We start from the raw sequence: 25903 nt of genomic DNA, 5'->3' as shown, positions 1-25903 counted from the left end.
GCGGGAAGACAATAAATGTCCCCATTTTGCCTTGTGTGCTATGAAATAGGGGCGGCTAATTAACAAGGAGTGGGTATGAGCAATCTGGCGTTGGAGTTAATTCAAAATGTGCGTCTGGTCGGGCGCGAAGGCTTATGGAAAATAGCCATCGAAAATGGGTGCATCAGCACCATAAAACCAATGAGTGAAACCCAAACCGAAAGCCAACAGGTGCTTGATGGGCGAGGCGGCCTTGCTATCCCCCCATTTATTGAGCCTCATATTCACCTTGATACCACGCAGACTGCCGGGCAACCGAGCTGGAATCAGTCAGGCACTTTGTTTGAAGGCATTGAACGTTGGGCTGAGCGCAAAGCGCTGCTGACGCACGAAGACGTCAAACAACGCGCCTGGCAAACACTGAAATGGCAAATCGCCAACGGCATTCAGTATGTGCGTACCCACGTTGATGTTTCAGATCCGACGCTGACGGCGCTCAAAGCTATGCTGGAAGTGAAGCAAGAAGCTGCCCCCTGGATTGAAGTGCAGATCGTCGCTTTCCCACAAGAAGGGATTATGTCGTACCCCAACGGTGAGGCGCTGCTTGAAGAAGCGTTGCAACTGGGTGCAGACGTCGTTGGGGCAATCCCGCATTTTGAATTTACCCGGGAATACGGCGTGGAATCGCTGCACAAGGCGTTCGCTCTGGCGCAGAAATACGATCGCCCGTTAGATATTCATTGCGATGAAATTGACGATGAGCAATCGCGTTTTGTCGAAACCGTTGCAGCCCTGGCGCTGCGAGATGGTATTGGGCAGCGCGTAACCGCCAGCCATACCACGGCGATGCACTCTTACAACGGCGCTTATACTTCGCGCTTGTTCCGCTTGTTGAAAATGTCCGGTATTAACTTTGTCGCCAACCCGCTGGTGAATATTCATCTGCAAGGTCGCTTTGATGATTACCCGAAACGCCGTGGTGTGACCCGCGTGAAAGAGTTACTCGAGGCGGGGATTAACGTCTGCTTTGGTCATGACGATGTGTTTGATCCGTGGTATCCGCTGGGCACCGCCAATATGTTGCAGGTGCTGCATATGGGGCTGCATGTCTGCCAGATGATGGGTTACCAGCAAATTGACGAAGGTTTGAAGCTGATTACTGATAACAGCGCCCGTACTTTTGGCGTGCAGGAGTACGGGATTGTCGAGGGGAAGGCGGCGAACCTGATTATTCTTCCTGCTGAAAACGGTTTTGATGCGGTGCGCAGGCAAGTGCCGGTGCGTTGGTCAGTGCGAGCAGGGAAGGTGATTGCAACCACGCAATTGTCACAAACTTGGGTGATGTTGGATGGAGCTGAAGAGATAACGTTTCGTGGGTGAGAAGTAGTGGATGACGCTTGAGCTTATCCACCCTACAAAACCGCGTAGGGCGGATAAACGTAGCGTAAGCCGACGCTTTTAGTGCACAGCAGCAGCGTTATGCTGGCGGTGTTTCGTTACCAGGCCGAGAATCAGGCACATGATAAATACCACTGCGTACAAGGCGTTTGAAGTTTGCAGAGCCGCGTGCGGGCCGCTGTGAGCCACAATCGGGCCAGTGACCACGAAGGTTAGCATGGTGCCGATGGTGCCGCAGGTCAGTACGAAGTTAACCAGTTTTGGCGAAGCGATTTTGGTCTGCAATGAACCCAGGGTGATTACAGAGGTGTAAATCGCACTGGAGAAGAAGCCAAGCGCCAAAATAAACCATGCCAGATGTGCCGGTTCGCTTTTGTTAAACAGGTACATCAGAACAGTCGCCGCACCCGCCAGAACAGTCAGAATACGTTGCAAATCGAAGAAACGCAGAATAAAGCTGAACGCCCACATCCCGAACATGTAAGACATCCAGAAATCGCTGACCAGTTGGCCTGCGTCATTCAGGTTCATACCCAGGCTTTTGGCATATTCCGGAACCCAGGAGATAAAGCCCAGTTGGCCGAGGATGTAGCACAAAGCTGCGATGGACAGGAACAGTACGCCCACACCCCATTTTTCTTTCTCGGCGACTTTTTCCGGTTGCGGTGCGTGTTTACCCAATGCCGGGAAGTCACAACCGATGGTCAGGATGAAGATAGCGACATAAACCAGACCGATGCAGACATAAACCCAATACCAGTTGATGCTACGAGCCAGCAGAATCGCGGCCACCATTGGGAAGATCATCCCTGCCATACTGAAGAAGGAGTCGGTAAACAGTAGGCGTGAACCACGCTCACGGCCTTCATACATGTGCGTAATCAGGAACGTACCAATGGACATCGTGATACCGCTGACCAGCCCCAGAACAAACATCGCGACTGAGAAGATAGTCAGGTTATCGCCAAAGATAAGTCCGGCAACGGCCAGCACCATCAGGATGAAACCAAAACGCAGTTGAGTTTTGAGCGGTACGATTTCCATTAACCAGGCATTAAGGAAGATAGAAATCAAAATGCCGGCGTTCAGGAAAGTAAAGGTGTTACTCATGCTGGAAACGGGGACGTGGAAGTATTCGGCGATATTGCCCATCACCATCCCGGTGACGATTACCAGCGCACCAGTGAGTGCGTAGGAGAAGAAGCTGATCCATGTGAGCTTAATGCGGTTGCTGTTAGTCATGACAAGCCTGTGAATAGAAATGTAAAGTGCTTTGACAGCACTCGAGAAGAATGGATTTTAGTCAAAAACGTGACTCATTCATACAATTTATAATTCATTTGCTGCAACGACTTGTATTTAAGGTGACCAGCGTCACGATTAATCGTGTTATTTGATTATTGATTCATTTAACTTATTGATTTGTGTGAAAGTAAAAAACCGTAAATGGCTGGCGCATACTTGAGTGCGTCTTTACAATCTAGCAACTTGCCTCATTCACTGCATTCGTAAGGAATTATTCATGCTCAAATCGACTCTGGCGGCTGTAGCAACTGTGTTTGCTCTAACCGCTCTCTCTCCTGCGGCACTTGCTGCTAAAGGTGACCCACATGTCCTGTTGACCACATCAGCGGGTGAAATTGAGCTTGAGTTAAATAGCCAGAAAGCCCCAGTCTCTGTGAAAAACTTTGTGGATTACGTTAACAGCGGTTTCTACAACAACACCATTTTCCATCGCGTGATCCCGGGCTTCATGCTTCAGGGCGGCGGCTTCACTGCAGATATGAATCAGAAGCAGCCTAACCCACCGATTAAAAATGAAGCCGATAACGGCTTGCGTAACACTCGCGGTACTATTTCCATGGCGCGTACTGCCGATAAAGACAGCGCGACCAGCCAGTTCTTCCTCAATGTGGCAGATAACGCCTTCCTCGATCACGGCCAGCGCGACTTCGGTTATGCAGTATTTGGTAAAGTTGTGAAAGGGATGGACGTTGCCGATAAGATCTCCCAGGTCCAGACTCATGATGTCGGCCCATACCAAAATGTTCCGTCAAAACCTGTAGTTATCCTCTCCGCTAAAGTCCTGCCGTAAAAAATTCCTGCGCGAGTATTCCGTACTCGCGCAATCTACCGCTTCCTGCACTTCCACCGATTGCTGCTTATACTTGTGGCAACAACGGGTCGTCATTTAGGGAGGCATCATGGCAAAGAAACTGACCGACAAACAAAAATCCCGCCTTTGGCAGCAATTGCGCAGCCGTTCATTTCATGCCAGCAGCCGGCTGGATATCCTTGAGCCTCATGCGCAAGATGAGATTATCGCGCAGCGTGTAGATACGATTGAACTTGGCCCGTTGCATCGCGGCTTACCCTGGTTGTGTGCCATCCATCAGCAGCTTTTTCAGGATGTTTTCGACTGGGCAGGCGAGCTACGAGATGTTGATATTTCCAAAGGGGAGATACAGTTCTGTCATTTCGAGTACATCGAAAATGAAGGCAACGATCTGATGCAAGAAATGGAGGACGAGCATTATCTCGTCGGACTTTCCAGAACTGAGTTCGTTCTGCGCCTGTCACATTACTATTGTGAAATTAACGTCCTTCATCCGTTCTTTGTTGGCAGTGGTCGGGCGCAGCGTGTGTTCTTCGAGCAGTTAGCGATTCATGCCGGTTACATCCTCGATTGGAAAGACGTATCGCCTGAAGCATGGGCAACGGCGAATCAAACCGGGGCGTTGGGTGATTTGAAAATGCTCAACGAGATTTTCACTAAAGTCGTGAGTGAAGCGCGCGAAAGCGAATAGAATAGCGCGGTTCTTATTTACCCTGGAGCCGCGATGCTACTGCTTATCGACAATTACGACTCATTTACCTGGAACCTTTATCAATACTTTTGTGAATTAGGCGCAGAAGTGGTGGTGAAACGTAACGATGAGCTGACTCTTTCTGATATCACTGCCCTGGCACCAGAAAAACTGGTCATCTCTCCTGGCCCTTGCACGCCCACCGAAGCAGGAATTTCTCTTGCGGCGATTACGCATTTCGCTGGGCAGTTGCCGATTCTCGGCGTTTGCCTTGGACACCAGGCGATTGCGCAGGCATTCGGCGCGACCATTGTTCGCGCGCAAAAAGTGATGCACGGTAAAACCTCGGTTATCTCGCATAGCAATCACGGTGTTTTCCACAGCCTGAACAACCCTTTAACCGTAACGCGTTATCACTCTTTAGTGATCGACCCCGCCACCTTACCCGACTGTTTTGAAGTGACCGCCTGGACGGATAAGCAGGAAATTATGGGCATTCGCCATCGTGAGTTTGACCTGGAAGGTGTGCAGTTTCACCCGGAGAGCATTCTCAGCGAGCAGGGACACCAGCTGTTAGCCAATTTCCTTAAACGTTGATTTTTTATTGCCAGTTAATGATTTTTTATGCATATTTCATGATTATATTTTCATTTTCTCATGAAGCTTTCACGCGTAAAAAGGGGATGGGCAATAAATGGCAACTGAACAATCAGCAATTACCCGCGCAACTTTCGATGAAGTTATTTTGCCGATTTATGCACCGGCAGAGTTTATCCCGGTAAAAGGTAAAGGTAGCCGCGTATGGGATCAACAAGGGAAAGAATATGTGGATTTCGCAGGTGGGATTGCTGTTACTGCGCTAGGTCACTGCCATCCAGCTTTAGTTGAAGCGCTAAAAACTCAGGGCGAAACGTTATGGCATACCAGCAACGTTTTCACCAATGAACCCGCTCTACGCCTTGGCCGCAAGCTGATTGACGCCACTTTTGCTGAACGCGTGCTGTTTATGAATTCCGGCACCGAAGCGAATGAAACAGCCTTTAAACTGGCCCGCTACTACGCTTCCACGCGCCATAGCCCGTATAAAACCAAGATTATCGCTTTCCATAACGCCTTCCATGGTCGCTCTCTGTTTACTGTTTCAGTTGGTGGGCAACCTAAGTATTCCGATGGTTTTGGCCCGAAACCAGCTGACATCATTCATGTGCCATTTAATGATTTGCACGCGGTAAAAGCCGTGATGGACGACCATACCTGCGCGGTCGTGGTTGAGCCGATTCAGGGTGAGGGCGGCGTTACGGCGGCAACACCAGAGTTCTTGCAAGGCTTGCGCGAACTGTGTGATGAGCACAAAGCCTTGTTGGTATTTGATGAAGTGCAGTGTGGCATGGGGCGTATCGGTGAGCTGTTTGCCTATATGCACTACGGCGTGACGCCAGATATTTTGACCAGCGCAAAAGCACTCGGCGGTGGCTTCCCGGTCAGCGTGATGCTGACGACTCAGGAAATTGCATCGGCGTTTCATGTCGGTACACACGGTTCAACTTATGGCGGTAACCCTCTGGCCTGCGCGGTCGCGGGCGCGGCGTTTGATATCATCAACACACCTGTAGTGCTCAGTGGTGTGACGGCGAAGCGGCAACAGTTCGTCAGCCATTTACAACAGATCGATGAGCAGTTTGATCTGTTTAGCGATATCCGTGGGATGGGGTTATTGATCGGTGCTGAGCTCAAACCGCAATACAAAGGCCGCGCACGTGAGTTCCTTTACGCGGCAGCGGAAGAGGGCGTGATGGTGCTGAATGCCGGGCCTGACGTAATGCGTTTCGCACCTGCGTTGATTGTTGAAGATACCGATATTGAAGAAGGTATGAAGCGTTTCGCTAAAGCAGTCGCGAAGGTGATTAAAGCGTAATACTTAGCCAGGCCGTCGTAGGCGGCTTAGCCAGATGCCATGATGTGGCCGTTGACGCCATGCAACCGAAGATATGGTATGCATGGTGCTCAGATGGCCCAGTATCCGCTGTAAATGTTGTTCCATCGTACTTAATGGCCCGTTTGGAAGCCCTTCCAGCGGGTCGAGAATATTCGCGTCATTGGTTTCCCCCGGCCCATCATACTGAAGCCGCTGTTGGCATCGTTGCAGTGCAATTTCACATGACTGCAAATAGCGCTGGGCGAGATCCGGCGTCAACATGTTGTGTTCGCGAGCCAAAGTCGTCATCGCATTGATGTGCTCGACAATAAACTGGCTGTGCGTCACCCACAATTTCATATCCGCCAGATAATGCGAGTTAAACCCAGGTTCCTGCATCGCCTGGTTCAGGGAGTTAAACAGGGCGTTATGTGCCTGGTTAACCTTCATACGTTCATAAGCGAGCGGCGTTGGTTCGGGGTCATTACTTAGAATCAGGCGAATTGCATTTTGATCTCTTTCCAGCGCATCGTGGGCATTCTGGCGTAACAAGCCACTCTGCCATTGTGGCCACAGCCACACCATGCCGCCAAAGGCTATCAAGCAGCCTAGCAATGTATCTATCAGGCGAGGGACGATGTACTGCTCGGCACTTAATGTTATCAATTGCAGGGTATAAACGGCGGTCACCGTAAAGCCTATCGTCGCCCAGCCGTAGCTTTTGCGAATAAACAGATAGCTCACCAACGTAATGACCAGCATCGCGCCCAGAGCAATGCTTTGCGGGAAGTGGAAGTGAAGCGCAATACCTGCGATGGCAAGGCCTGCAATGGTGCCAGCCGAACGGTGGAGAATACGAACTCGTGTGGCACCGTAGCCGTTTTGCGTCACGAACATTACCGTCATTAAAATCCAGTAGGGCTTGGGCAGATGTAAAAATGCACCCAGCAGACTGGCTATCGTGAGCATCACACCCAATCTTGCTGCGTTGCGAAGCGCCGCTGACTTCAATGATAAATAACTTTTCAATGCCGCCCACAACGGTAAACGGCGTTGCCGGTCTTCCATTAAATCACGGACATACAGTGGGCGTTGGGTGCGTAGCACGCGAGCGACACGGCTGAAGTGGTAATGGCAAAATTGCCCAACCGGGTTATCTGGATTTTGACGGGCGATTTTCTCAAGGGCATCGATCTGTTTTTCCATCGTAAAACGCTGTGGATAACGATGGTAAAGAATGTCGTCAGCCAGTACACGTAACCGCGCCGCGATGGTCTGTGCATTCCATCGAATAACTGCTTCTGCATGGCTTTGCTCGACGAGCTTCTGAACTTCAGCTGGTTGGTGAAGGCTTACCGAGATGTGCTCTTGCAAATCCAATGCTACCTGGAATGCACGCAGCAAACGCTTGTAGCCGTTTTGCTGGTTTGCCGCCAGCATATGAAGCTGTTGGTAGCACTGGGTAATGAGATCCACCGCTTTTTGCTGACGAGCCAGCAGCGGTGGGAGCGCTTTTTCCGGATCGGTATGTTGAGTCAGCATGCCGTATTTTGCTTCACAGTAATCAGCCAACTGCCGATAGAGCAGACTCAATGATTCCCGCAGTGGCTGCTCGCGCCACATCCAGAACCAAAACCAGTTAAATACGCCGTACCAAATCGTACCGCAGACATACAGCAGCATCGGTTTCCAGATCGGCATATTCCCGGCCATGCTGAGCGTAAATATGGCAGCAATGAGTGATGCGGGAAGCAGACGAGCGTGCAGGGAACTGATTTCTGCCGTGACACCCAGCAAGAGCGCCATCACAACAAGAATGACGGGCAGTGGCACAGTGGTGTAAAGCAGCAAAAGCTGCATGATCAAACTGCTGGCAGCAAACAGACAGCCACCGACGATCAGGCGTTTGAAGAAACGTTTATGCGGAGTATCAAGACCGGCAATGTTGCAACAGGCAGGGACTAAAGAGAAAAGCAGACCAGACTGGAGATCGCCGACGAGCAAACCTACTGCCACCGGAAGGCACAGCACCAGCGTTTGCCGCAGTGCGTAGTTTACTTCGGGATGGTAGATCAGTCTTCGCCACATAAACCCTTCTTACTTAAAGCTGCAGCGGCGTTAGCTGCGTTCATTCACCCGAATCACTTACTTGAGTAAGCTCATCGGGATGAACTCACTTGCTGCCTTGCTGCAACTTCAATTAATCGGGTTTTGGATTTAGTTTTTTAGAGACAAAAAAGGCGTGTTATGAAGCAACACGCCATTTTTTAGACGGAGATTAACGAGTGCCGTATACGACGATCGTTTTACCGTGAGCGGAGATCAGATTTTGATCTTCCAGCATTTTCAAGATACGACCAACAGTTTCGCGAGAGCAACCCACGATCTGACCGATTTCCTGACGGGTAATTTTAATCTGCATACCGTCTGGGTGAGTCATTGCATCAGGTTGTTTAGCCAGGTTCAGCAGCGTCTGCGCGATGCGACCGGTAACGTCCAGGAATGCCAGGTTGCCTACTTTCTCAGAAGTGACTTGCAGACGGTTAGCCATCTGTGAAGACAGGCGCATCAGAATGTCTGGATTGACCTGGATCAGCTGGCGGAATTTTTTATAAGAAATTTCAGCCACTTCACAGGCACTTTTAGCACGAACCCAGGCACTACGTTCCTGACCTTCTTCGAACAGCCCTAACTCACCAATGAAATCGCCCTGATTTAGATAGGAGAGGATCATTTCCTTGCCCTCTTCATCTTTAATCAGAACAGCCACAGAGCCCTTGACGATGTAATACAACGTCTCTGCCTTCTCACCTTGGTGAATGAGTGTGCTCTTCGATGGATACTTATGAATGTGGCAATGGGACAAGAACCATTCGAGAGTCGGGTCTGTTTGCGGTTTGCCAAGCACCATGCGCGGTTATCCTCTGTTTTATAACTGGCTACCAACGACAGGACGCTAAACATCCTGTCTGGCGTTGCAAGTAATTAGAATATTCCCCACCTTGGGGAGATGGCATGCAAGTCATTCTTGCTGCCTGTAATTAGTGATGTCCTCTGCATACATGCATTACGTCAATGTATCGATGTAGCATCTGGATTGTTTTAGCATAGCTTTTGACAAGTGTCTCCTGTTGTCTCGTTTCAGCTTGACGCATGTCGCCTTCCGTTGCCAGATTTGCTGAATCTGCGTACTCTGAAAGGTAATTTTTCTACAGGAGTGAGTAGCATGCAGGCACGAGTGAAATGGGTTGAAGGGTTTACCTTCCTGGGCGAGTCCGCTTCAGGGCACCAGATCCTTATGGATGGCAATTCAGGTGATAAAGCACCAAGCCCAATGGAAATGGTGCTGATGTCCGTTGGCGGTTGCAGTGCAATTGACGTAGTTTCTATTTTGCAAAAAGGTCGCTACACCGTGACCGATTGTGAAGTGAAACTAACCTCTGAGCGCCGTGAAGAGGCTCCGCGTTTGTTTACGCATATCAATCTGCATTTCATCGTGACAGGCAAAGAGCTAAAAGATGCTGCAGTTTCCCGCGCAGTAGACCTTTCTGCAGAGAAGTACTGCTCTGTTGCACTGATGCTTGAAAAAGCGGTCAACGTTACTCATAGCTATGAAGTGATTGAAGGCTAAAGAGTGAAAACGGGCGGGTTCAACCGCCCTGATTATTGATATTCCGACCTTCTGCCAGACGCTTAACCAGCGGTGTCATAATCAATTCCATCGCCAGCCCCATCTTGCCGCCCGGTACCACCAATGTATTGATATGCGAAATAAATGAGCCTTGTAGCATGGCGAGCAAATACGGGAAATCGATGTCATCCAGCCCGCGAAAATGAATCACCACAAAACTTTCATCCAGAGACGGGATGCCGCGAGCCGCAAATGGGTTAGAGGTATCAACAGTTGGGACGCGCTGGAAGTTGATGTGGGTGCGGGAGAATTGCGGTGTGATGTAATTGATATAGTCGTCCATAGAACGAACCACAGAGTCCATTACCGCTTCTCGGGAATGCCCGCGCTCACTGGTATCTCGCACTAACTTTTGTATCCACTCCAGGTTCACAATCGGTACCACACCAACCAGCAAATCGACGGCTTTAGCCACATCGTGTTGTGGCGTAACTACCCCGCCGTGCAAACCTTCATAAAACAAAACATCAGTGGGTTCTGGCAATGGCTGCCATGGCGTAAAGGTTCCGGGGATTTGGTTCCAGGGTACGGCTTCATCGTAAGTATGTAGATACTTGCGTGACTTACCTTGCCCGGTTCTGCCGTATTCAATGAACGTCTGTTCAAGCAAACCAAAGTCATTGGCTTCTGGGCCGAAATAGCTGATATGGCGCCCCAGGTCGCGTGCTTTACGAATAGCCATATCCATTTCAGGACGAGTGAAACGATGGAAACTGTCACCTTCGACTTCCGCTGCACGTAAATTGAGTTGCTGGAAGATTTTACGGAAGGCAAGGCTGGTGGTTGTCGTTCCCGCGCCGCTGGAACCTGTTACGGCAATAACCGGATGTTTGGCTGACATAAGGCAACAACTCCATGGGTGATAGCAAGTGTGTGTAAGTAAGGGCTGGCCCTCACTCTCAGGGAGATAGCTGGGTGAGGGTGGTTTTATTATGCAGTATAGAAGTTAAACACTTAGCCGCGAAACTGCCCGCGAGCCATAATATTTACCGTTTCATGGAGTTCCGACCATACCAGCACAGCCTCACCACTTTGCAGCTGGCGCTTAACATCGGCCACTTTCTGCTCCAGTGAACGCTCTTGTTCACCATAATCGGTGCCTTCGCGTAATACAAAGGATTCAATCAGATTATCAAGCGTTTCGGGAGGAAGATCTTGCCAGGGAATCATCATATTACTGGTCCAGGAATTTATTCAGCCACTGTGGGATACGTTGCTCAAGCCACATTTCCGGGCGACGCAGCGTACCACCAACAAATCCAACGTGCCCGCCGTAGCGTGTCAGTTGATACTCGATATTGGCAGGTAAGATAGCTTTATCTGGGATCACATGATGATCCATAAACGGGTCATCTTTTGCATGGATGATGAGCGTCGGCGTTTTGATTTGTGGTAGCAGCGGCATCGCGCTGCACTGGCGGTAATAATCGATAGCGTCAGCAAAGCCGTGAATTTTTGAAGTAATCAAATCGTCAAACTCGCGTAGACGACGCATTCCTTTAAGCTGACGCATATCTACCGGGAGTGTGCCCGGATAGCTTCTTAGCTTACGTGCGGCATTCTTCTTCAGCAGATTCAAAAGATAGTGCTGATAAACGCGGGAGAAACCTTTTTCGATATGTGCGCTGCAATGTTCAAGCATCAGTGGGGCTGAAACCACTACACCAGCCTGAAGCGTACAATCGGCACCCTGTTTTGCCATCAGGCAGGCGAGCATGTTGCCGCCGAGAGAAAACCCGACCGCCGCCGTCGGTACTTTGCCATAACGCTCAGACAGCCAGTTTAAGAAGTAGCTTCCGTCTTCAGTTTCACCCGAGTGATAAATGCGCTTCATGCGGTTTGGCACCCCGCTACATCCGCGGAAATGCATTACCACGCCTAACCAGCCTTGCTTGCTGGCGGCCTCGATTAAACCATGGGCGTATGGGCTGTGCAGGCTACCTTCGAGTCCATGAAAAACGACTAACCGTGGTTTATGCATTGCCTGGCGCGGGTCCTCGCTCCAGGCAAGATCGACAAAATCCCCGTCCGGCATGTCAAGACGCTGCCAGTGAGGTTTGAAATTGAGGCGACGGCGAATCAAACGCGGAAGCATGGTTTGCAGGTGTGGATTACTGACACCCTTCAACGGACGGAATTGTTCATCTTCTTCGTGATTAAAATTCAATACTGCGGGACTTGTCGTAGCCATATCACACTGTTAGTTTCATTTAGTTTGCTAATTAACTTTACGGGGTGTGGAACACCCATTTCATGGAAACGCTTTTTCTCTCAATGCTGGGCTTTCTCTGGGTTGCTGCTATCACACCAGGCCCAAACAACATGCTACTCACTTCATCCGGCGCGAATTACGGATTCCTGCGCACCATACCATTGATGATAGGTATCATGCTTGGTATGCAGTGCATTTTATTATTGGTAGCTTTTGGTGTGGGTAGCTTAATTCTATTGTACCCCGCTTTACACCTGATTCTGAAGGTTGCCGGTAGTGCTTATCTTTTATGGTTGGCATGGAAAATTGGTACAGCGACCTACGAACGCCTGGAAACAGATGCGCCACCACCCGAGCCAATTCCATTCTGGCAGGGCGGTTTGCTGCAAGTCATTAACCCAAAAGCTTGGTTGATGGCGCTAGGTGCTGTCGCAAGTTTTAGTCTGGCGGGTTCTCAGTACTTGCATTCTGTGGCGTTAATCAGCATCGGTATTGCACTGGTTAACATTGTTGCGGGGATGATTTGGATTGCGTTTGGTAGCTTGATAGGTACGCTTCTGCGTAGTCGCCGTGCCTGGACTCTGTTTAACGTCTTTATGGGATTACTGACTGCGGCGTGTGTGTTGCTGATTTGGCACTAAGAATGAAGTCAATGTTCAGACGAGTAATTGGCCCACAAGTGGGCCAATTTGTTTGATTAAAAGCGGTATTGGACTCCGGCGGAAATGATGTAATTTTCGTTTTTAATTCCTGCAGAATCACCACCTGAGTATTCAGTTTTGCCTGTCGCGCGGTTGATCATTTCACTCCCGCCCTTACCTTCTGAATAATAGTTATAAGCAAACTCAGTCGAGACTTTCGCATTCGGTGTAATGTAATATCCGACTTCGATTGCGGCCGAATAATAACGAGAGTTCGTTGTTTTTTCACGAAATGTGGTATCTCGTAAATAGTGCTCATCATTATCTTTTGCGGTAACCCAATCGCTGAATTTCAATAATGTATTAATCTCTATACCTTGATATAGGTATTGACCAGCAAAGCCGATATAGGGTAATGAAAATTTCTGTTGGTAACCAATAGTGCGCTTGCCATCGGGTAAGTTACCAATATCAGTCCCATTATCGTAATTGTAGTTACCACCATATGCACTCCAGCTAAATCGAGTTTGTTGATAACCAGCCACTGCTGCTAATTTGTAGTTGTCAGCTTTTAATAACCAACCCCTGAGACTGAGATCAAATTCATTAGCGTAATTGAGAGGGGTATTGGGATGATGTGACCAGTCACTCCAGCCAGATTTTTTATCATCAAGCCAGTCATAGTCGTCCATCGTGTTGCCGCGCGAGGCCAGAGATGTCCACCCTCTGGCATTAAGTGTGAGTCTTTGCCAGGCATCCCAGTTTATTTCACCTTTAAGAACAGGAGTGTTTTTTATTTTCCACTCAAGTTGACTTATTTTTTTACCGCTTTTGTCATCATATACTCGTTCTGTAGATTTTCCGCCCAGAATACCTAGCGATGTTCCTATAGATAAACTTTCGGGTTCTAGTGAGGGTGCAAAATTATTAAAGTCATTTGCATAGGCCAGTTGGTCAAATGCAGAAAGCATAATGATGGATGTAATTAGTCGTCTCATTATATTCATTCCATTGAAGTGAGTTTTTATATTTTATGACCGTCATTGTGTAGATGGCTGTAAAAATATAGTGTGCGTGATAACGAATAAACATGTTATCTGGCACAGTTGTACTCTATTGATTAACGAATAAGCAATGTAACAAATCCATCATTGCGATAAGATTCATATATGCGAAGAAATAGGAGGTTTCCCGGGATGTTATCTTATAGAGTTCTCCCGGGATAAGTGATAATTTTCGCGAGTTTATTTATTCGCTTTGCATCATCTGTTCTAACTGATCATGAGCATCAAGCCATTCCATCTCGCATTCTTCCAGAGCTGACTTCACTTTCACCTGAGTTTGCAGACATTCGGTCATTTCTGCTTTGCGACTTTGATCGTAAATGGCGCTGTCAGCCAGTTTTTCTTCGACTTCAGTAAGCTGCGCATTTAACTTTTCCATTTGTTTTTCAAGCGTGGTGATTTGCTTACGCAGCGGCTGAGTTTGTGTGCGTAATTCAGCTTCACGGCGTTTCTGGTCTTTACGTGCCTGGGCGCTATTGGTGTTATCTTTCGCGGAATCATCAGGCTGGTTTTCCTGCTTTTGCAGATCAATAAGCCATTGCTGATAATCTTCCAGATCGCCATCAAACGCTTCCACTTTGCCATCGTGAACCAGGTAGAGATCGTCTGTGGTTGAACGCAGCAGGTGACGGTCGTGCGATACCACTACCAGCGCGCCTTCGAAATCAATTAACGCTTCGGTTAGCGCCTGACGCATGTCGAGATCAAGGTGGTTGGTCGGTTCATCGAGCAGCAGTAGGTTGGGGCGCTGCCAAACAACCAATGCCAGAACCAGACGTGCTTTTTCGCCACCAGAGAAACGAGCTGTTTGCTCGGTAACTTTATCGCCCCGGAAGCCGAAACCGCCGAGATAATCACGCAGTTGCTGTTCAGACTCTTTTGGTGCGATACGTGCAAGATGTTGAAGCGGGGATTCGTCAGCGCGTAAATATTCCAACTGATGCTGAGCGAAGTAGCCGAGCTTGATGCCTTTTGCCAGGCCGATATCGCCCTGCAACGGTTTGATTTCTTCCGCCAGCAGTTTGATAAGCGTTGATTTACCAGCACCGTTGCGGCCGAGCAAACCAATGCGCGAGCCAGGCACCAGATTCAGTTTGATTGAATCAAGGATGACGCGCTCGCCATAACCAGCACTGACTTTTTCCATTCGCAATAGCGGATTCGGCAAGCTTTCTGGCTCGCGGAAACTGAATTGGAACGGGTTGTCGACGTGTGCCGGAGCAATCAATTCCATGCGCTCGAGCATCTTCACGCGGCTCTGCGCTTGTTTTGCTTTGCTGGCTTTGGCTTTGAAACGATCGATAAAGCTTTGCAAGTGAGCAACACGCTCCTGCTGGCTTTCATACATCGACTGCTGCTGAGCAAGGCGCGTCGCGCGCTGGCCTTCAAACGAAGAGTAGTTGCCAGTGTATTCAAACATCGACTCTTGTTCGATATGAATAATTTTGCCCACCACCGGGTCAAGGAAGTCGCGGTCGTGAGAAATCAGAATCAATGTGCCCTGATAACTTTTCAACCAGCGCTCAAGCCAGATAACGGCGTCTAAATCCAGGTGGTTGGTTGGTTCATCAAGCAGAAGTAAATCTGAGCGGCAGATCAGCGCTTGTGCCAGGTTCAGGCGCATACGCCAGCCACCGGAAAAATCACTGACCGGGCGTTCAAGTTGTTCATTGCTGAAGCCTAAACCGTGCAGCAGGCTCGACGCGCGTGAGCGAATCGTCCAGGCATCAACCGCGTCAAGTTTACCGTGCACCAGTGCAATCGCGTGGCCATCGTTGCGCTCATTGGCTTTTGCCAGTTCCGCTTCAAGCTGGCGGAATTCACGATCGCCATCAATAACATATTCAATGGCTGGCATCGCCAGTGCAGGGGTTTCCTGGTTTACCCAGGCCAGCGCCCAGTTACCAGGATAGGTCATACTTCCGCCATCGGCGCTGATCTCGTTCTTCAGCAGCGCCAGCAGCGTGGATTTACCGCAGCCGTTTTTACCCACCAGACCCACTTTCTGGCCCGGATTGATGGTAGCGGTGGCGTTATCCAGCAGAACGCGGGTACCGCGACGAATTTGTAACGAGGAGAAAACAATCATAAAGCGCCGTATGTTCAGAGTATGTTAAATTGTCATTATATTAAGGTAACGTGATGCCATCGGCACCGCGTCGGGCTGCATGGTAGCCCAAAAAAATCACTATGACGACGCCCTGGAGGGTAATGATGTCGCAGCCGCCGAAAGTTTTGCTGCTATATGCCCATCCGGAGTCACAAGACTCGGTCGCAAACCGCGTCTTACTCCAGCCGGCGCAGCAGCTTGCCAATGTCACTGTGCATGACCTTTATGCGCACTATCCCGACTTTTTTATTGATATCTATCGCGAGCAGGCATTGCTGCAAGAGCACGATGTCATCGTCTTTCAACATCCTCTCTATACCTATAGCTGCCCGGCGTTACTCAAAGAGTGGCTGGATCGCGTTCTAAGTCGTGGTTTTGCCAGTGGTGTCGGAGGTACTGCTCTGGCGGGAAAGTACTGGCGTAGTGTGATTACCACCGGCGAGCCAGAAGGTGCTTACCGGCACGATGGTTTTAACCGCTTCCCGCTGACCGATATTTTACGTCCCTTTGAACTCACTGCCGCCATGTGCCGTATGCACTGGATGAACCCGATGATTGTTTACTGGGCACGTCGGCAATCTCCCCAAGAGCTGGCCAGCCATGCGAAAGCTTATGGCGAATGGTTGGCTTCACCGACATTACCGGGAGGCCGCTGATGGAAGGTTCAGATGTATTGCTGGCTGGCGTGTTGTTTTTGTTTGCTGCGGTTGTGGCTGTGCCAATTGCTGCGCGTTTAGGTATTGGCGCGGTGCTGGGCTATTTACTGGCAGGTATTGCGATTGGGCCGTGGGGATTAGGATTTATCAGCGATGTAGATGAAATCCTTCACTTCTCGGAATTGGGCGTTGTATTCCTGATGTTTATCATCGGGCTGGAACTGAACCCTTCCAAGCTTTGGCAGCTTCGGCGTTCGATATTTGGTGTCGGTGCGGCACAAGTTTTACTCAGTGCCACGATCCTGGCTGGATTACTGATGTTGACGCAGTTTTCCTGGCAAGCCGCGGTGATTGGCGGGATTGGCCTGGCGATGTCGTCAACGGCGATGGCGCTACAGCTGATGCGTGATAAGGGCATGAATCGCAACGAGTCCGGACAACTGGGCTTTTCAGTGCTGCTGTTTCAGGACTTGGCGGTAATTCCGGCGATTGCGCTGGTACCGTTGTTAGCCGGCAATGACGGCGGCCATACCGACTGGATAAAGATCGGCTTCAAAGTGCTGGCTTTTGCGGGGATGTTGGTTGGCGGGCGTTATCTGCTGAAACCTGTGTTCCGCTTTATTGCGGGTTCCGGGGTACGGGAAGTGTTTACGGCGGCGGCATTGTTGCTGGTTTTGGGTTCGGCGCTATTTATGGATGCGCTGGGCTTTTCAATGGCGCTTGGGACATTTATCGCGGGCGTGCTATTGGCGGAAAGTGAATACCGGCACGAACTGGAAATCGCGATCGACCCTTTTAAAGGATTATTGCTCGGCTTGTTCTTTATCTCCGTTGGCATGGCATTAAACCTCGGGGTGCTTTACACCCATATCTTCTGGGTTGTTTTAGGTGTTGTGGTGTTGGTGGCAGTTAAAGCCGGCGTGCTGTATGGCCTGTCGTGGTTTTTCGGGTTGCGTAGCTCTGAGCGCCTACAGTTTTCAGGTGTACTAAGCCAGGGCGGGGAGTTCGCATTCGTACTTTTCTCGACGGCTTCATCGCAAAAGCTGTTCAGCGGTGACCAGATGCCACTGTTACTGGTGACGGTCACACTTTCAATGATGACTACGCCGCTATTGATGAAAGGCGTTGATGCCATTCTGGCGCGGCGATTTAATGTTGCTGATGACGAAAACGATGAAAAGCCTTATGTGGAAGACGATCAGCCGCAAGTCATTATTGTGGGCTTTGGGCGTTTTGGGCAGGTGATTGGCCGCTTGCTGATGGCGAACAAAATGCGCATTACAGTTCTTGAGAGAGACATTAGCTCCGTTAGTCTGATGCGCAAATATGGCTACAAGGTCTATTACGGCGATGCCACCGAGCTTGAGTTGCTGCGTTCGGCAGGAGCGGAGACCGCAAAATCTATTGTTATCACCTGTAATGAGCCGGAAGACACAATGAAAGTCGTCCATTTGTGTCAACAACACTTTCCACATCTGGCGATACTGGCGCGAGCCAGAGGGCGTGTAGAAGCGCATGAATTGTTGCAAGCTGGAGTGACACAGTTCTCACGTGAAACCTTCTCCAGTGCGCTGGAATTAGGGCGCAAGGCGCTGATGACATTGGGGATGCATCCTCATCAGGCGCACCGCGCACAGCTCCATTTCCGCCGTCTGGATATGAGTATGCTGCGTGAGTTAATGCCAATTCATACTGATAACGCACAAATTTCCAGGGTGCGTGAAGCGCGTCGTGAGTTAGAAGAGATTTTCGAACGCGAGATGCAGCAAGAGCGTCGGCAGTTCGATGGTTGGGATGAATTTGAATAAATAAGGTGAAGCGAATGCCGGTGCGTAAACGTTTTATTGCCGGGGCTGTTTGCCCCGAATGCCAGGCGCGAGATTCCCTCGCGATGTGGCGTGAGAATAATGTCGATATTGTTGAGTGTGTTAAGTGCGGCCACCAAATGCGTGAAGCCGATAAGCAAGTTCGTGAGCATGTTCGCGAACAAGAGCAAGTCATTGGGATTTTTCATCCGGACTAGCGAGATGCCCCAGCTTTTTTTAAGCTTAGGGGTACACCGGCGCTAAATTCCGCTACAATCGGCGCCAGTTTTTTTTCTCACGCTCGCTCAGGAGATATCATGAAAGTAGCAAAAGACCTGGTGGTCAGCCTGGCTTACCAGGTACGTACAGAAGACGGTGTGTTGGTTGATGAGTCTCCGGTGAGTGCGCCGCTGGACTATCTGCATGGTCACGGCTCCCTGATTTCAGGTCTGGAAACTGCGCTGGAAGGTCACGTTGTTGGTGATCGTTTCGACGTGAATGTTGGCGCAAATGACGCTTACGGCCAGTATGACGAAAATCTGGTGCAACGCGTTCCTAAAGACGTGTTCATGGGCGTTGATGAGCTGGAAGTTGGTATGCGCTTTATGGCTGACACCGACCAGGGTCCAGTACCAGTTGAAATTACTGGCGTTGAAGATGAACACGTTGTTGTCGATGGCAACCACATGCTGGCAGGCCAGAATCTGAGCTTCAACGTAGAAGTTATCGCGATTCGCGAAGCAACTGCTGAAGAACTGGCTCATGGCCACGTTCACGGCGAGCACGATCATCACCATGATCACGACCATGAAGGTGGTTGCTGTGGTGGTCACGGTCACGGCGACGACCATGAACATGGGAAAGGCGGTTGTGGCGGTAATGGCGGTTGCGGTTGCCACTAATCTGCGAAAGATAAAAAAAGGCGTGTCAGTGACACGCCTTTTCTTTTGGGAACTAGTAATGCGGAGGTGGAGTCTCTTCGGCTTCTGATGCCACCATCGAAGGCTGGCTTGCTTTTAGTTTTTCAACCAGCAAGCGGAAATGCTCGCGCAGTTTGACCATCTCCAATTCATGAGCCGTTACCGTCTGATTTAACTCTTCTATAGTAATCTCCTGGAAAGCAAGACGACTCTCAAGTTCTTCTAGCCGTTGTTCGGTCGATTTCTGTTGCATGGCTAATACTCCTGGCCTGCGGATGGACAATTTCGGGCGATTCTACTGAAAATTCCAGCACGTTACAGCGCTGTTTTACTTAGGAAGAAACTTCTTTATACAAAAAGAGTCTGAATTTGTCTCGATAAGGCGCGGAGAGATTGTGTAGATTTCTTCCACGACGTTATAGTACGTGTCTTAGTTGATAATAACCTTGGGGTTAGAGGCCCCGGCCCTGGAGAAATGGATGAAATCACTGTTTAAAGTAACGCTACTGGCGACCACGATGGCCGTTGCCCTGAGCGCTCCGGCGTTCGCTGCCCCGGCAACTGCTGCCGCTAAAGATGCCCCAGCTGCAAGCAATGCGGCATTCAAAAATGACGATCAGAAATCTGCGTATGCATTGGGTGCTTCGCTGGGCCGTTATATGGAAAACTCTCTGAAAGAACAAGAAAAGCTGGGGATCACGCTGGATAAGAACCAGCTTATCGCTGGTGTTCAGGATGCATTTGCTGATAAGAGCAAATTATCCGATCAGGAAATTGAGCAGACGCTGCAAGCTTTCGAAGCTCGCGTGAAGTCTTCCGCTCAAGCGAAAATGGAAAAAGATGCTAAAGAAAACGCGGATAAAGGCAAAACCTTCCGTGATACTTTCGCAAAAGAGAAAGGTGTTAAAACTTCTCCAACTGGTCTGATGTATAAAATCGACAAAGCGGGTACAGGTGAAGCACCAACTGACAGCGATACTGTTGTCGTTAACTACAAAGGTACGCTGATCGACGGTAAAGAGTTCGATAACTCTTACACCCGTGGCGAACCACTCTCTTTCCGTCTTGATGGTGTAATCCCTGGTTGGACTGAAGGCCTGAAGAACTTGAAGAAGGGCGGTAAAATCCAACTGGTTATTCCACCAGAACTAGCTTATGGCAAGACTGGCGTTCCGGGGATCCCTGCTAACTCAACTCTGGTATTTGACGTAGAGTTGCTGGATATCAAGCCAGCACCTAAAGCTGACGCGAAACCAGAAGCCGCTCCAGAAGCTGATGCAGCTAAGAGCAAATAAGGCATTATTAACCGCCGTCCTCAGGGGCGGCGGTTTTTTATTTGAGGCAGGATATAATAAAAGCTGGAAAGCGCCTCTTACGCTGTATTACCTTAGCAGGCTGCGCAACAACGAGTATGAGTCTGCCCTGACACCATTTAAGCGCGACAGGCTCTCTGTAGAGGGTGGTATCTTTAAATGTCCAATTCGCTTTTAACCAATGAAACCAGTGAGCTTGATTTACTGGACCAGCGTCCTTTCGAACAAACCGACTTTGAAATATTAAAATCCTACGAAGCGGTGGTGGACGGGTTAGCGATGCTGATTGGTTCTCACTGTGAAATTGTGTTGCACTCGCTGCAAGATCTGAAGTGTTCCGCTATTCGCATCGCAAATGGTGAACACACTGGGCGAAAAATTGGCTCCCCGATTACCGATCTTGCCTTACGCATGCTGCATGATATGACCGGTGCGGATAGTAGTGTTTCCAAATGCTATTTCACCCGTGCAAAAAGCGGTGTCCTGATGAAGTCAGAGACTATCGCCATTCGTAACCGTGATGAACGTGTTATCGGCCTGTTGTGTATCAACATCAATCTTGATGTTCCATTCTCGCAAATTATGTCGACGTTCATTCCGCCAGAAACGCCTGAAGTGGCTTCATCGGTGAACTTTGCGTCCTCAGTTGAAGATTTGGTTATGCAGGCTCTGGAATTCACGATTGAAGAAGTGAATGCCGATCGCAATGTGTCCAACAATGCCAAGAATCGGCAGATTGTGCTGAACCTTTACGAGAAAGGTATCTTTGATATCAAAGATGCGATTAACCAGGTTGCCGATCGTTTGAATATTTCTAAGCACACGGTTTATCTTTACATCCGTCAATTCAAAAACGGTGATTTCCAGGGGCAGGATAAGTAATGCGTTTTGCCATCCTGGTGACAGGCCCGGCTTATGGTACGCAGCAGGCGAGTAGTGCATTGCAGTTTTCTCAGGCCGTTATTGCTCAAGGACACACATTAGAAAGCGTGTTCTTCTACCGCGAAGGTGTTTATAACGCAAACCTTCTTACATCCCCTGCAAATGATGAATTTGATATTGTTCGAGCATGGCAGCAGCTCAATGAACAGCATGGCGTTGAATTGCACATCTGTGTTGCAGCGGCTCTGCGTCGCGGTGTTACTGACGCAGAGCAAGCTAAACAGCTTGGTTTACCTTGTCATAATATGCAGCCTGGCTTCACCCTTAGTGGGTTAGGGGCACTGGCTCAGGCTTCGTTGAGCTGTGATCGGACGGTACAATTCTGATGAAGCGTGTAGCATTCGTATTTAAATCAGCACCTCATGGAAGCGCCAGCGGGCGTGAAGGGCTTGATGCCTTACTTGCCACATCAGCACTAACCGAAGATATCGGCGTGTTTTTCATTGGCGATGGGGTTTTGCAACTGATACCAGATCAGCAACCAGGCCTTATCCTCTCCAGAGACTACATCGCGACATTCCGCGTGCTGCCATTGTACGATATCGAGCAGTGTTATCTCTGCGCGGCGTCGATTCGTGAACGAGGATTATCGCCAGAAAGAACCTGGGTTCTCGATGCTAAACCGCTTGAGCCTGATGCATTGTGCGAAATGCTGCACCAATTTGATGTGGTGCTAACCTTCTGAGGCAACATGCTGCATATTTTACAACACTCACCTTTTCAGGCCGATTTTGAATCGTTGCTGCGCTGTTTGAAATGCGGTGATGAACTTTTATTACGGCAAGATGCGGTCATTGCAGCCATCTCAGGGACCAAAGCCCTTGATTTACTGCTCTCAGCCCCCATTTCTGTGTATGCTCTGCAGGAAGATATCGAGGCTCGCGGCTTAACTGCTCAAATTTCAACCGGTGTAGGCAAGGTCAGCTATACTGACTTCGTTGCATTGACGGTTAAACACGAACAACATATTTCCTGGTAAAATCCAGGATTGTTGTATATTTCTTGACACCTTTTCGGCTCAGCCCTAAAATTCTGCGTCCTCATATTATATGAGGCCGTTTTATTACGTGTTTACGAAGCAAAAGCTAAAACCAGGAGCTATTTAATGGCAACAGTTAACCAGCTGGTACGCAAACCACGCGCTCGCAAAGTTGCAAAAAGCAACGTGCCTGCGCTGGAAGCCTGCCCGCAGAAACGTGGCGTATGTACTCGTGTATATACTACCACTCCTAAGAAACCAAACTCCGCACTGCGTAAAGTATGCCGTGTGCGTTTGACTAACGGTTTTGAAGTTACCTCCTACATCGGCGGTGAAGGTCACAACCTGCAGGAACACTCCGTGATCCTGATCCGTGGCGGTCGTGTAAAAGACTTGCCAGGTGTTCGTTACCACACCGTTCGTGGTGCACTTGACTGCTCCGGCGTTAAAGACCGTAAGCAATCTCGTTCCAAGTATGGCGTGAAACGTCCTAAGGCTTAATGGTTTCCGTTAAGTAAGGCCAAACGTTTTAAATAAATGTCAAACTCAATAGAGTTTTGGACAACCCTGAATTAACAACGGAGTATTCCCATGCCACGTCGTCGCGTCATTGGTCAACGTAAAATTCTTCCAGATCCTAAGTTCGGATCAGAGTTGCTGGCCAAATTTGTAAACATTCTGATGGTAGATGGTAAGAAATCTACTGCTGAATCTATCGTGTATACCGCGCTGGAGACCCTGGCTCAGCGTTCTGGTAAACAAGCACTGGAAGCTTTCGAAGTCGCTCTGGACAACGTTCGTCCGACTGTCGAAGTTAAGTCCCGCCGTGTTGGTGGTTCTACTTATCAGGTTCCAGTAGAAGTACGTCCGGTTCGTCGTAATGCTCTGGCAATGCGTTGGATCGTAGAAGCTGCTCGTAAACGCGGTGATAAATCCATGGCTCTTCGCCTGGCGAACGAACTTTCTGATGCTGCAGAGAACAAAGGTACTGCAGTTAAGAAACGTGAAGACGTTCACCGTATGGCTGAAGCCAACAAGGCGTTCGCTCACTACCGTTGGTAATCCCTTCGGAGTGTTAGTCACCAAGCGGGCGCTTCATGTGAGCTGCCCGCTTTGGGTTACTTAAATGAACGTCCTAGGATATAGAGGAATCAAATGGCTCGTAAAACACCCATTGAGCGTTACCGTAACATTGGTATCAGTGCTCACATCGACGCCGGTAAGACAACTACTACCGAACGTGTTCTGTTCTACACCGGTGTAAACCACAAAATCGGTGAAGTTCATGATGGCGCAGCCACTATGGACTGGATGGAGCAGGAGCAGGAACGTGGTATTACCATCACGTCCGCTGCGACCACCTGTTTCTGGTCAGGTATGGCTAAACAGTTCGAACCACACCACATCAACATCATTGACACCCCAGGGCACGTCGACTTCACCATCGAAGTTGAACGTTCCATGCGTGTTCTTGATGGTGCGGTAATGGTTTACTGTGCTGTTGGTGGTGTTCAGCCACAGTCTGAGACCGTATGGCGTCAGGCAAACAAATATAAAGTTCCACGTATCGCGTTCGTTAACAAAATGGACCGTATGGGTGCTAACTTCCTGAAAGTTGTTGACCAGATTGAAAAACGTCTGGGCGCAACTCCGGTGCCTCTGCAACTGGCTATCGGCGCGGAAGAGAAATTCACCGGTGTTGTTGACCTGGTGAAAATGAAAGCCATCAACTGGAACGAAGCTGATCAGGGCGTGACCTTCGAATACGAAGAGATCCCAGCTGATATGCAGGAACTGGCCGAAGAATGGCGCCAGAAACTGGTTGAAGCCGCCGCTGAAGGTTCTGACGAACTGATGGAGAAATTCTTTGGTGGCGAAGAGCTGACTGAAGAAGAGATCAAAACTTCTCTGCGTAAGCGCGTACTGAACAACGAAATTATCTTGGTTACCTGTGGTTCTGCATTTAAGAACAAAGGTGTTCAGGCGATGCTGGATGCGGTTGTTGAATACCTGCCAGCTCCAACTGACGTTACCGCGATTAACGGTATGCTGGACGACGGTAAAGACACTCCGGCTGTTCGTCACTCAGACGACAACGAGCCGTTTGCTGCTCTGGCGTTCAAAATCGCAACTGACCCGTTTGTTGGTAACCTGACCTTCTTCCGCGTTTACTCTGGCGTGGTTAACTCTGGTGACACCGTGTTCAACCCGGTGAAATCAGCACGTGAGCGTCTGGGCCGTATCGTACAGATGCACGCTAACAAACGTGAAGAGATCAAAGAAGTTCGCGCGGGCGATATCGCTGCAGCTATTGGTCTGAAAGAAGTGACTACTGGTGATACCCTGTGTGATCAGGACAATGTGATCATTCTGGAGCGCATGGAATTCCCTGAACCGGTAATTTCTATCGCTGTTGAACCAAAAACCAAAGCTGACCAGGAAAAAATGGGTCTGGCTCTGGGTCGTCTGGCTAAAGAAGATCCATCATTCCGCGTATGGACTGATGAAGAAACCAACCAGACCATCATCGCTGGTATGGGTGAACTTCACCTCGACATCATCGTTGACCGTATGAAACGTGAATTCAACGTTGAAGCTAACGTTGGTAAACCTCAGGTTGCTTACCGTGAAGCGATTCGCGCGAAAGTTACCGATGTTGAAGGTAAACACGCTAAGCAGTCTGGTGGTCGCGGTCAGTACGGTCATGTTGTTATCGACATGTACCCACTGGAGCCGGGTTCGAATCCGAAAGGTTACGAGTTCGTCAACGACATCAAAGGTGGTGTGATCCCAACGGAATACATCCCTGCTGTTGATAAAGGCATCCAGGAGCAGCTGAAGTCTGGTCCTCTGGCGGGTTACCCAGTAGTGGATCTCGGCGTGCGTCTGCACTTCGGTTCTTACCACGACGTTGACTCCTCTGAACTGGCGTTTAAACTGGCCGCTTCTATTGCCTTCAAAGATGGCTTTAAGAAAGCGAAACCAGTTCTGCTTGAGCCTATCATGAAGGTTGAAGTTGAAACTCCGGAAGAGAACACCGGTGACGTTATCGGTGACCTTAGCCGTCGTCGTGGTCAGCTGAAAGGTCAAGAATCTAACGCTACTGGCGTTCAGATTCACGCTGAAGTTCCGTTGTCTGAAATGTTCGGTTACGCAACTCAACTGCGTTCACTGACCAAAGGTCGTGCATCTTACTCCATGGAATTCCTGAAGTATGATGACGCGCCAAACAACGTTGCTCAGGCCGTAATCGAAGCTCGCGGCAAATAAGCCCAGAGTTTTAAAAAACATTGATCCCGTGCTCTCTCCTTGAGGGGAGAGCGCAACAGTAAGGAATATAGCCGTGTCTAAAGAAAAATTTGAACGTACAAAACCGCACGTCAACGTCGGTACTATCGGCCACGTTGACCATGGTAAAACCACTCTGACTGCAGCAATCACTACCGTTCTGGCTAAAACCTACGGTGGTTC

Annotated in this window: 29 protein-coding genes; 20 read left to right on the top strand and 9 right to left on the bottom strand. The window is 49.4% G+C overall.

The window, feature by feature from the left end; translation table 11 throughout:
* The first annotated feature begins 75 nt into the window (after window positions 1–75).
* The gene (locus LVQ77_RS14710; RefSeq protein ID WP_232904777.1) at window positions 76–1359 is read left to right on the top strand and encodes a cytosine deaminase; all 1284 of its coding nucleotides are present in this window, start codon (window positions 76–78) and stop codon (window positions 1357–1359) included.
* A gap of 78 nt (window positions 1360–1437) precedes the next feature.
* On the opposite strand, the gene tsgA is transcribed toward LVQ77_RS14710, so the two are convergent.
* Entirely contained in the window at window positions 1438–2619 is a 1182-nt protein-coding gene (tsgA, locus tag LVQ77_RS14705) for an MFS transporter TsgA (RefSeq protein WP_232904775.1), read from the bottom strand.
* A gap of 280 nt (window positions 2620–2899) precedes the next feature.
* On the opposite strand from tsgA, the gene ppiA reads away from it, so the two are divergent.
* The 4 genes from ppiA to argD all read left to right on the top strand — a co-directional run bounded on the left by ppiA (window position 2900) and on the right by argD (window position 6099).
* On the top strand, window positions 2900–3472 hold the full coding sequence (gene ppiA / locus LVQ77_RS14700; RefSeq protein ID WP_064514292.1) for a peptidylprolyl isomerase A: 573 nt from the start codon (window positions 2900–2902) through the stop codon (window positions 3470–3472).
* 109 nt (window positions 3473–3581) lie between these two features.
* Entirely contained in the window at window positions 3582–4184 is a 603-nt protein-coding gene (locus LVQ77_RS14695) for a putative adenosine monophosphate-protein transferase Fic (RefSeq protein ID WP_151993650.1), read from the top strand.
* A gap of 33 nt (window positions 4185–4217) precedes the next feature.
* On the top strand, window positions 4218–4781 hold the full coding sequence (pabA, locus tag LVQ77_RS14690; protein ID WP_232904773.1) for an aminodeoxychorismate synthase component 2: 564 nt from the start codon (window positions 4218–4220) through the stop codon (window positions 4779–4781).
* A gap of 97 nt (window positions 4782–4878) precedes the next feature.
* Complete coding sequence (argD, locus tag LVQ77_RS14685) at window positions 4879–6099, top strand: bifunctional acetylornithine/succinyldiaminopimelate transaminase (protein ID WP_232904772.1); 1221 nt, start codon at window positions 4879–4881, stop codon at window positions 6097–6099.
* 3 nt (window positions 6100–6102) lie between these two features.
* Here argD and LVQ77_RS14680 read toward each other — a convergent pair whose 3' ends face one another.
* Both LVQ77_RS14680 and crp read right to left on the bottom strand, forming a co-directional pair.
* The gene (locus tag LVQ77_RS14680; RefSeq protein ID WP_232904771.1) at window positions 6103–8187 is read right to left on the bottom strand and encodes a YccS/YhfK family putative transporter; all 2085 of its coding nucleotides are present in this window, start codon (window positions 8185–8187) and stop codon (window positions 6103–6105) included.
* Window positions 8188–8377: 190 nt separating this feature from the next.
* Window positions 8378–9010: a cAMP-activated global transcriptional regulator CRP gene (crp, locus tag LVQ77_RS14675; protein WP_151993646.1), complete on the bottom strand. Its 633-nt coding sequence runs from the start codon at window positions 9008–9010 to the stop codon at window positions 8378–8380.
* A gap of 315 nt (window positions 9011–9325) precedes the next feature.
* Between crp and LVQ77_RS14670 the strand changes: the two genes are divergently transcribed.
* Window positions 9326–9730, top strand: a complete 405-nt coding sequence (locus LVQ77_RS14670; protein ID WP_034460229.1) for an OsmC family protein — start codon at window positions 9326–9328, stop codon at window positions 9728–9730.
* A gap of 19 nt (window positions 9731–9749) precedes the next feature.
* Here LVQ77_RS14670 and LVQ77_RS14665 read toward each other — a convergent pair whose 3' ends face one another.
* The 3 genes from LVQ77_RS14665 to LVQ77_RS14655 form a co-directional block, all read right to left on the bottom strand.
* Window positions 9750–10631, bottom strand: a complete 882-nt coding sequence (locus LVQ77_RS14665) for a phosphoribulokinase (RefSeq protein WP_151993645.1) — start codon at window positions 10629–10631, stop codon at window positions 9750–9752.
* Between the two features lie 113 nt (window positions 10632–10744).
* Window positions 10745–10963, bottom strand: coding sequence for a YheU family protein (locus LVQ77_RS14660; RefSeq protein ID WP_034460225.1), 219 nt, complete (start codon window positions 10961–10963; stop codon window positions 10745–10747).
* A gap of 1 nt (window position 10964) precedes the next feature.
* Window positions 10965–11981, bottom strand: coding sequence for a hydrolase (locus LVQ77_RS14655; protein WP_232863775.1), 1017 nt, complete (start codon window positions 11979–11981; stop codon window positions 10965–10967).
* 62 nt (window positions 11982–12043) lie between these two features.
* Between LVQ77_RS14655 and LVQ77_RS14650 the strand changes: the two genes are divergently transcribed.
* On the top strand, window positions 12044–12643 hold the full coding sequence (locus LVQ77_RS14650) for a LysE family translocator (RefSeq protein WP_232863774.1): 600 nt from the start codon (window positions 12044–12046) through the stop codon (window positions 12641–12643).
* A 56-nt stretch (window positions 12644–12699) separates the two neighbouring features.
* Here LVQ77_RS14650 and LVQ77_RS14645 read toward each other — a convergent pair whose 3' ends face one another.
* Together LVQ77_RS14645 and LVQ77_RS14640 are read right to left on the bottom strand one after the other, a co-directional pair.
* Complete coding sequence (locus LVQ77_RS14645; protein WP_232863773.1) at window positions 12700–13641, bottom strand: omptin family outer membrane protease; 942 nt, start codon at window positions 13639–13641, stop codon at window positions 12700–12702.
* Between the two features lie 250 nt (window positions 13642–13891).
* Complete coding sequence (locus LVQ77_RS14640; protein WP_232863772.1) at window positions 13892–15796, bottom strand: ABC transporter ATP-binding protein; 1905 nt, start codon at window positions 15794–15796, stop codon at window positions 13892–13894.
* A 125-nt stretch (window positions 15797–15921) separates the two neighbouring features.
* Here LVQ77_RS14640 and kefG point away from each other — a divergent pair, with 125 nt between their 5' ends.
* From kefG to slyD, 4 genes are all read left to right on the top strand, one after another.
* Window positions 15922–16473: a glutathione-regulated potassium-efflux system ancillary protein KefG gene (kefG, locus tag LVQ77_RS14635; RefSeq protein ID WP_064514274.1), complete on the top strand. Its 552-nt coding sequence runs from the start codon at window positions 15922–15924 to the stop codon at window positions 16471–16473.
* Window positions 16473–18281 (top strand): glutathione-regulated potassium-efflux system protein KefB, encoded by a 1809-nt coding sequence (kefB, locus tag LVQ77_RS14630; protein ID WP_064514272.1) that lies wholly within the window; start codon window positions 16473–16475, stop codon window positions 18279–18281. The genes kefG and kefB overlap by 1 nt, the downstream gene beginning before the upstream one ends.
* Window positions 18282–18295: 14 nt before the next feature.
* Window positions 18296–18496, top strand: coding sequence for a YheV family putative zinc ribbon protein (locus LVQ77_RS14625; protein WP_034460208.1), 201 nt, complete (start codon window positions 18296–18298; stop codon window positions 18494–18496).
* A gap of 99 nt (window positions 18497–18595) precedes the next feature.
* On the top strand, window positions 18596–19180 hold the full coding sequence (gene slyD / locus LVQ77_RS14620; RefSeq protein ID WP_232904770.1) for a peptidylprolyl isomerase: 585 nt from the start codon (window positions 18596–18598) through the stop codon (window positions 19178–19180).
* Window positions 19181–19232: 52 nt separating this feature from the next.
* Here the strand turns inward: slyD and LVQ77_RS14615 are convergent, their stop codons facing one another.
* Window positions 19233–19451, bottom strand: coding sequence for a protein SlyX (locus tag LVQ77_RS14615; RefSeq protein ID WP_034460204.1), 219 nt, complete (start codon window positions 19449–19451; stop codon window positions 19233–19235).
* Window positions 19452–19677: 226 nt separating this feature from the next.
* Between LVQ77_RS14615 and fkpA the strand changes: the two genes are divergently transcribed.
* The 9 genes from fkpA to LVQ77_RS14570 all read left to right on the top strand — a co-directional run.
* Entirely contained in the window at window positions 19678–20493 is an 816-nt protein-coding gene (gene fkpA, locus LVQ77_RS14610; protein WP_232863771.1) for an FKBP-type peptidyl-prolyl cis-trans isomerase, read from the top strand.
* Window positions 20494–20670: 177 nt separating this feature from the next.
* Window positions 20671–21393 carry a helix-turn-helix transcriptional regulator gene (locus LVQ77_RS14605; RefSeq protein WP_034460202.1) on the top strand — a complete coding sequence of 241 codons (723 nt, stop codon included), beginning with the start codon at window positions 20671–20673 and terminating at the stop codon, window positions 21391–21393.
* Window positions 21393–21779, top strand: coding sequence for a sulfurtransferase complex subunit TusD (tusD, locus tag LVQ77_RS14600; protein WP_064514263.1), 387 nt, complete (start codon window positions 21393–21395; stop codon window positions 21777–21779). Before LVQ77_RS14605 ends, tusD begins: the two co-directional genes overlap by 1 nt.
* Window positions 21779–22138: a sulfurtransferase complex subunit TusC gene (gene tusC, locus LVQ77_RS14595; protein ID WP_232863770.1), complete on the top strand. Its 360-nt coding sequence runs from the start codon at window positions 21779–21781 to the stop codon at window positions 22136–22138. Before tusD ends, tusC begins: the two co-directional genes overlap by 1 nt.
* 6 nt (window positions 22139–22144) lie before the next feature.
* Entirely contained in the window at window positions 22145–22432 is a 288-nt protein-coding gene (tusB, locus tag LVQ77_RS14590) for a sulfurtransferase complex subunit TusB (RefSeq protein ID WP_151993636.1), read from the top strand.
* Between the two features lie 126 nt (window positions 22433–22558).
* Window positions 22559–22933: a 30S ribosomal protein S12 gene (rpsL, locus tag LVQ77_RS14585; RefSeq protein WP_003023654.1), complete on the top strand. Its 375-nt coding sequence runs from the start codon at window positions 22559–22561 to the stop codon at window positions 22931–22933.
* Window positions 22934–23023: 90 nt separating this feature from the next.
* Window positions 23024–23494 (top strand): 30S ribosomal protein S7, encoded by a 471-nt coding sequence (rpsG, locus tag LVQ77_RS14580; protein WP_034499040.1) that lies wholly within the window; start codon window positions 23024–23026, stop codon window positions 23492–23494.
* 93 nt (window positions 23495–23587) lie between these two features.
* Complete coding sequence (fusA, locus tag LVQ77_RS14575; protein WP_034499038.1) at window positions 23588–25702, top strand: elongation factor G; 2115 nt, start codon at window positions 23588–23590, stop codon at window positions 25700–25702.
* 73 nt (window positions 25703–25775) lie between these two features.
* Window positions 25776–25903, top strand: a 128-nt coding sequence (locus LVQ77_RS14570) for a GTP-binding protein (protein ID WP_016197641.1), incomplete at its 3' end; no start/stop codon positions are given.

Source organism: Buttiauxella cochleicola, assembly GCF_021282435.1.
GTDB classification, from domain to species: domain Bacteria; phylum Pseudomonadota; class Gammaproteobacteria; order Enterobacterales; family Enterobacteriaceae; genus Buttiauxella; species Buttiauxella massiliensis.
Note: the sequence above shows the minus strand (reverse complement) of the source record. Positions and strands in the feature narration are given on the sequence as shown.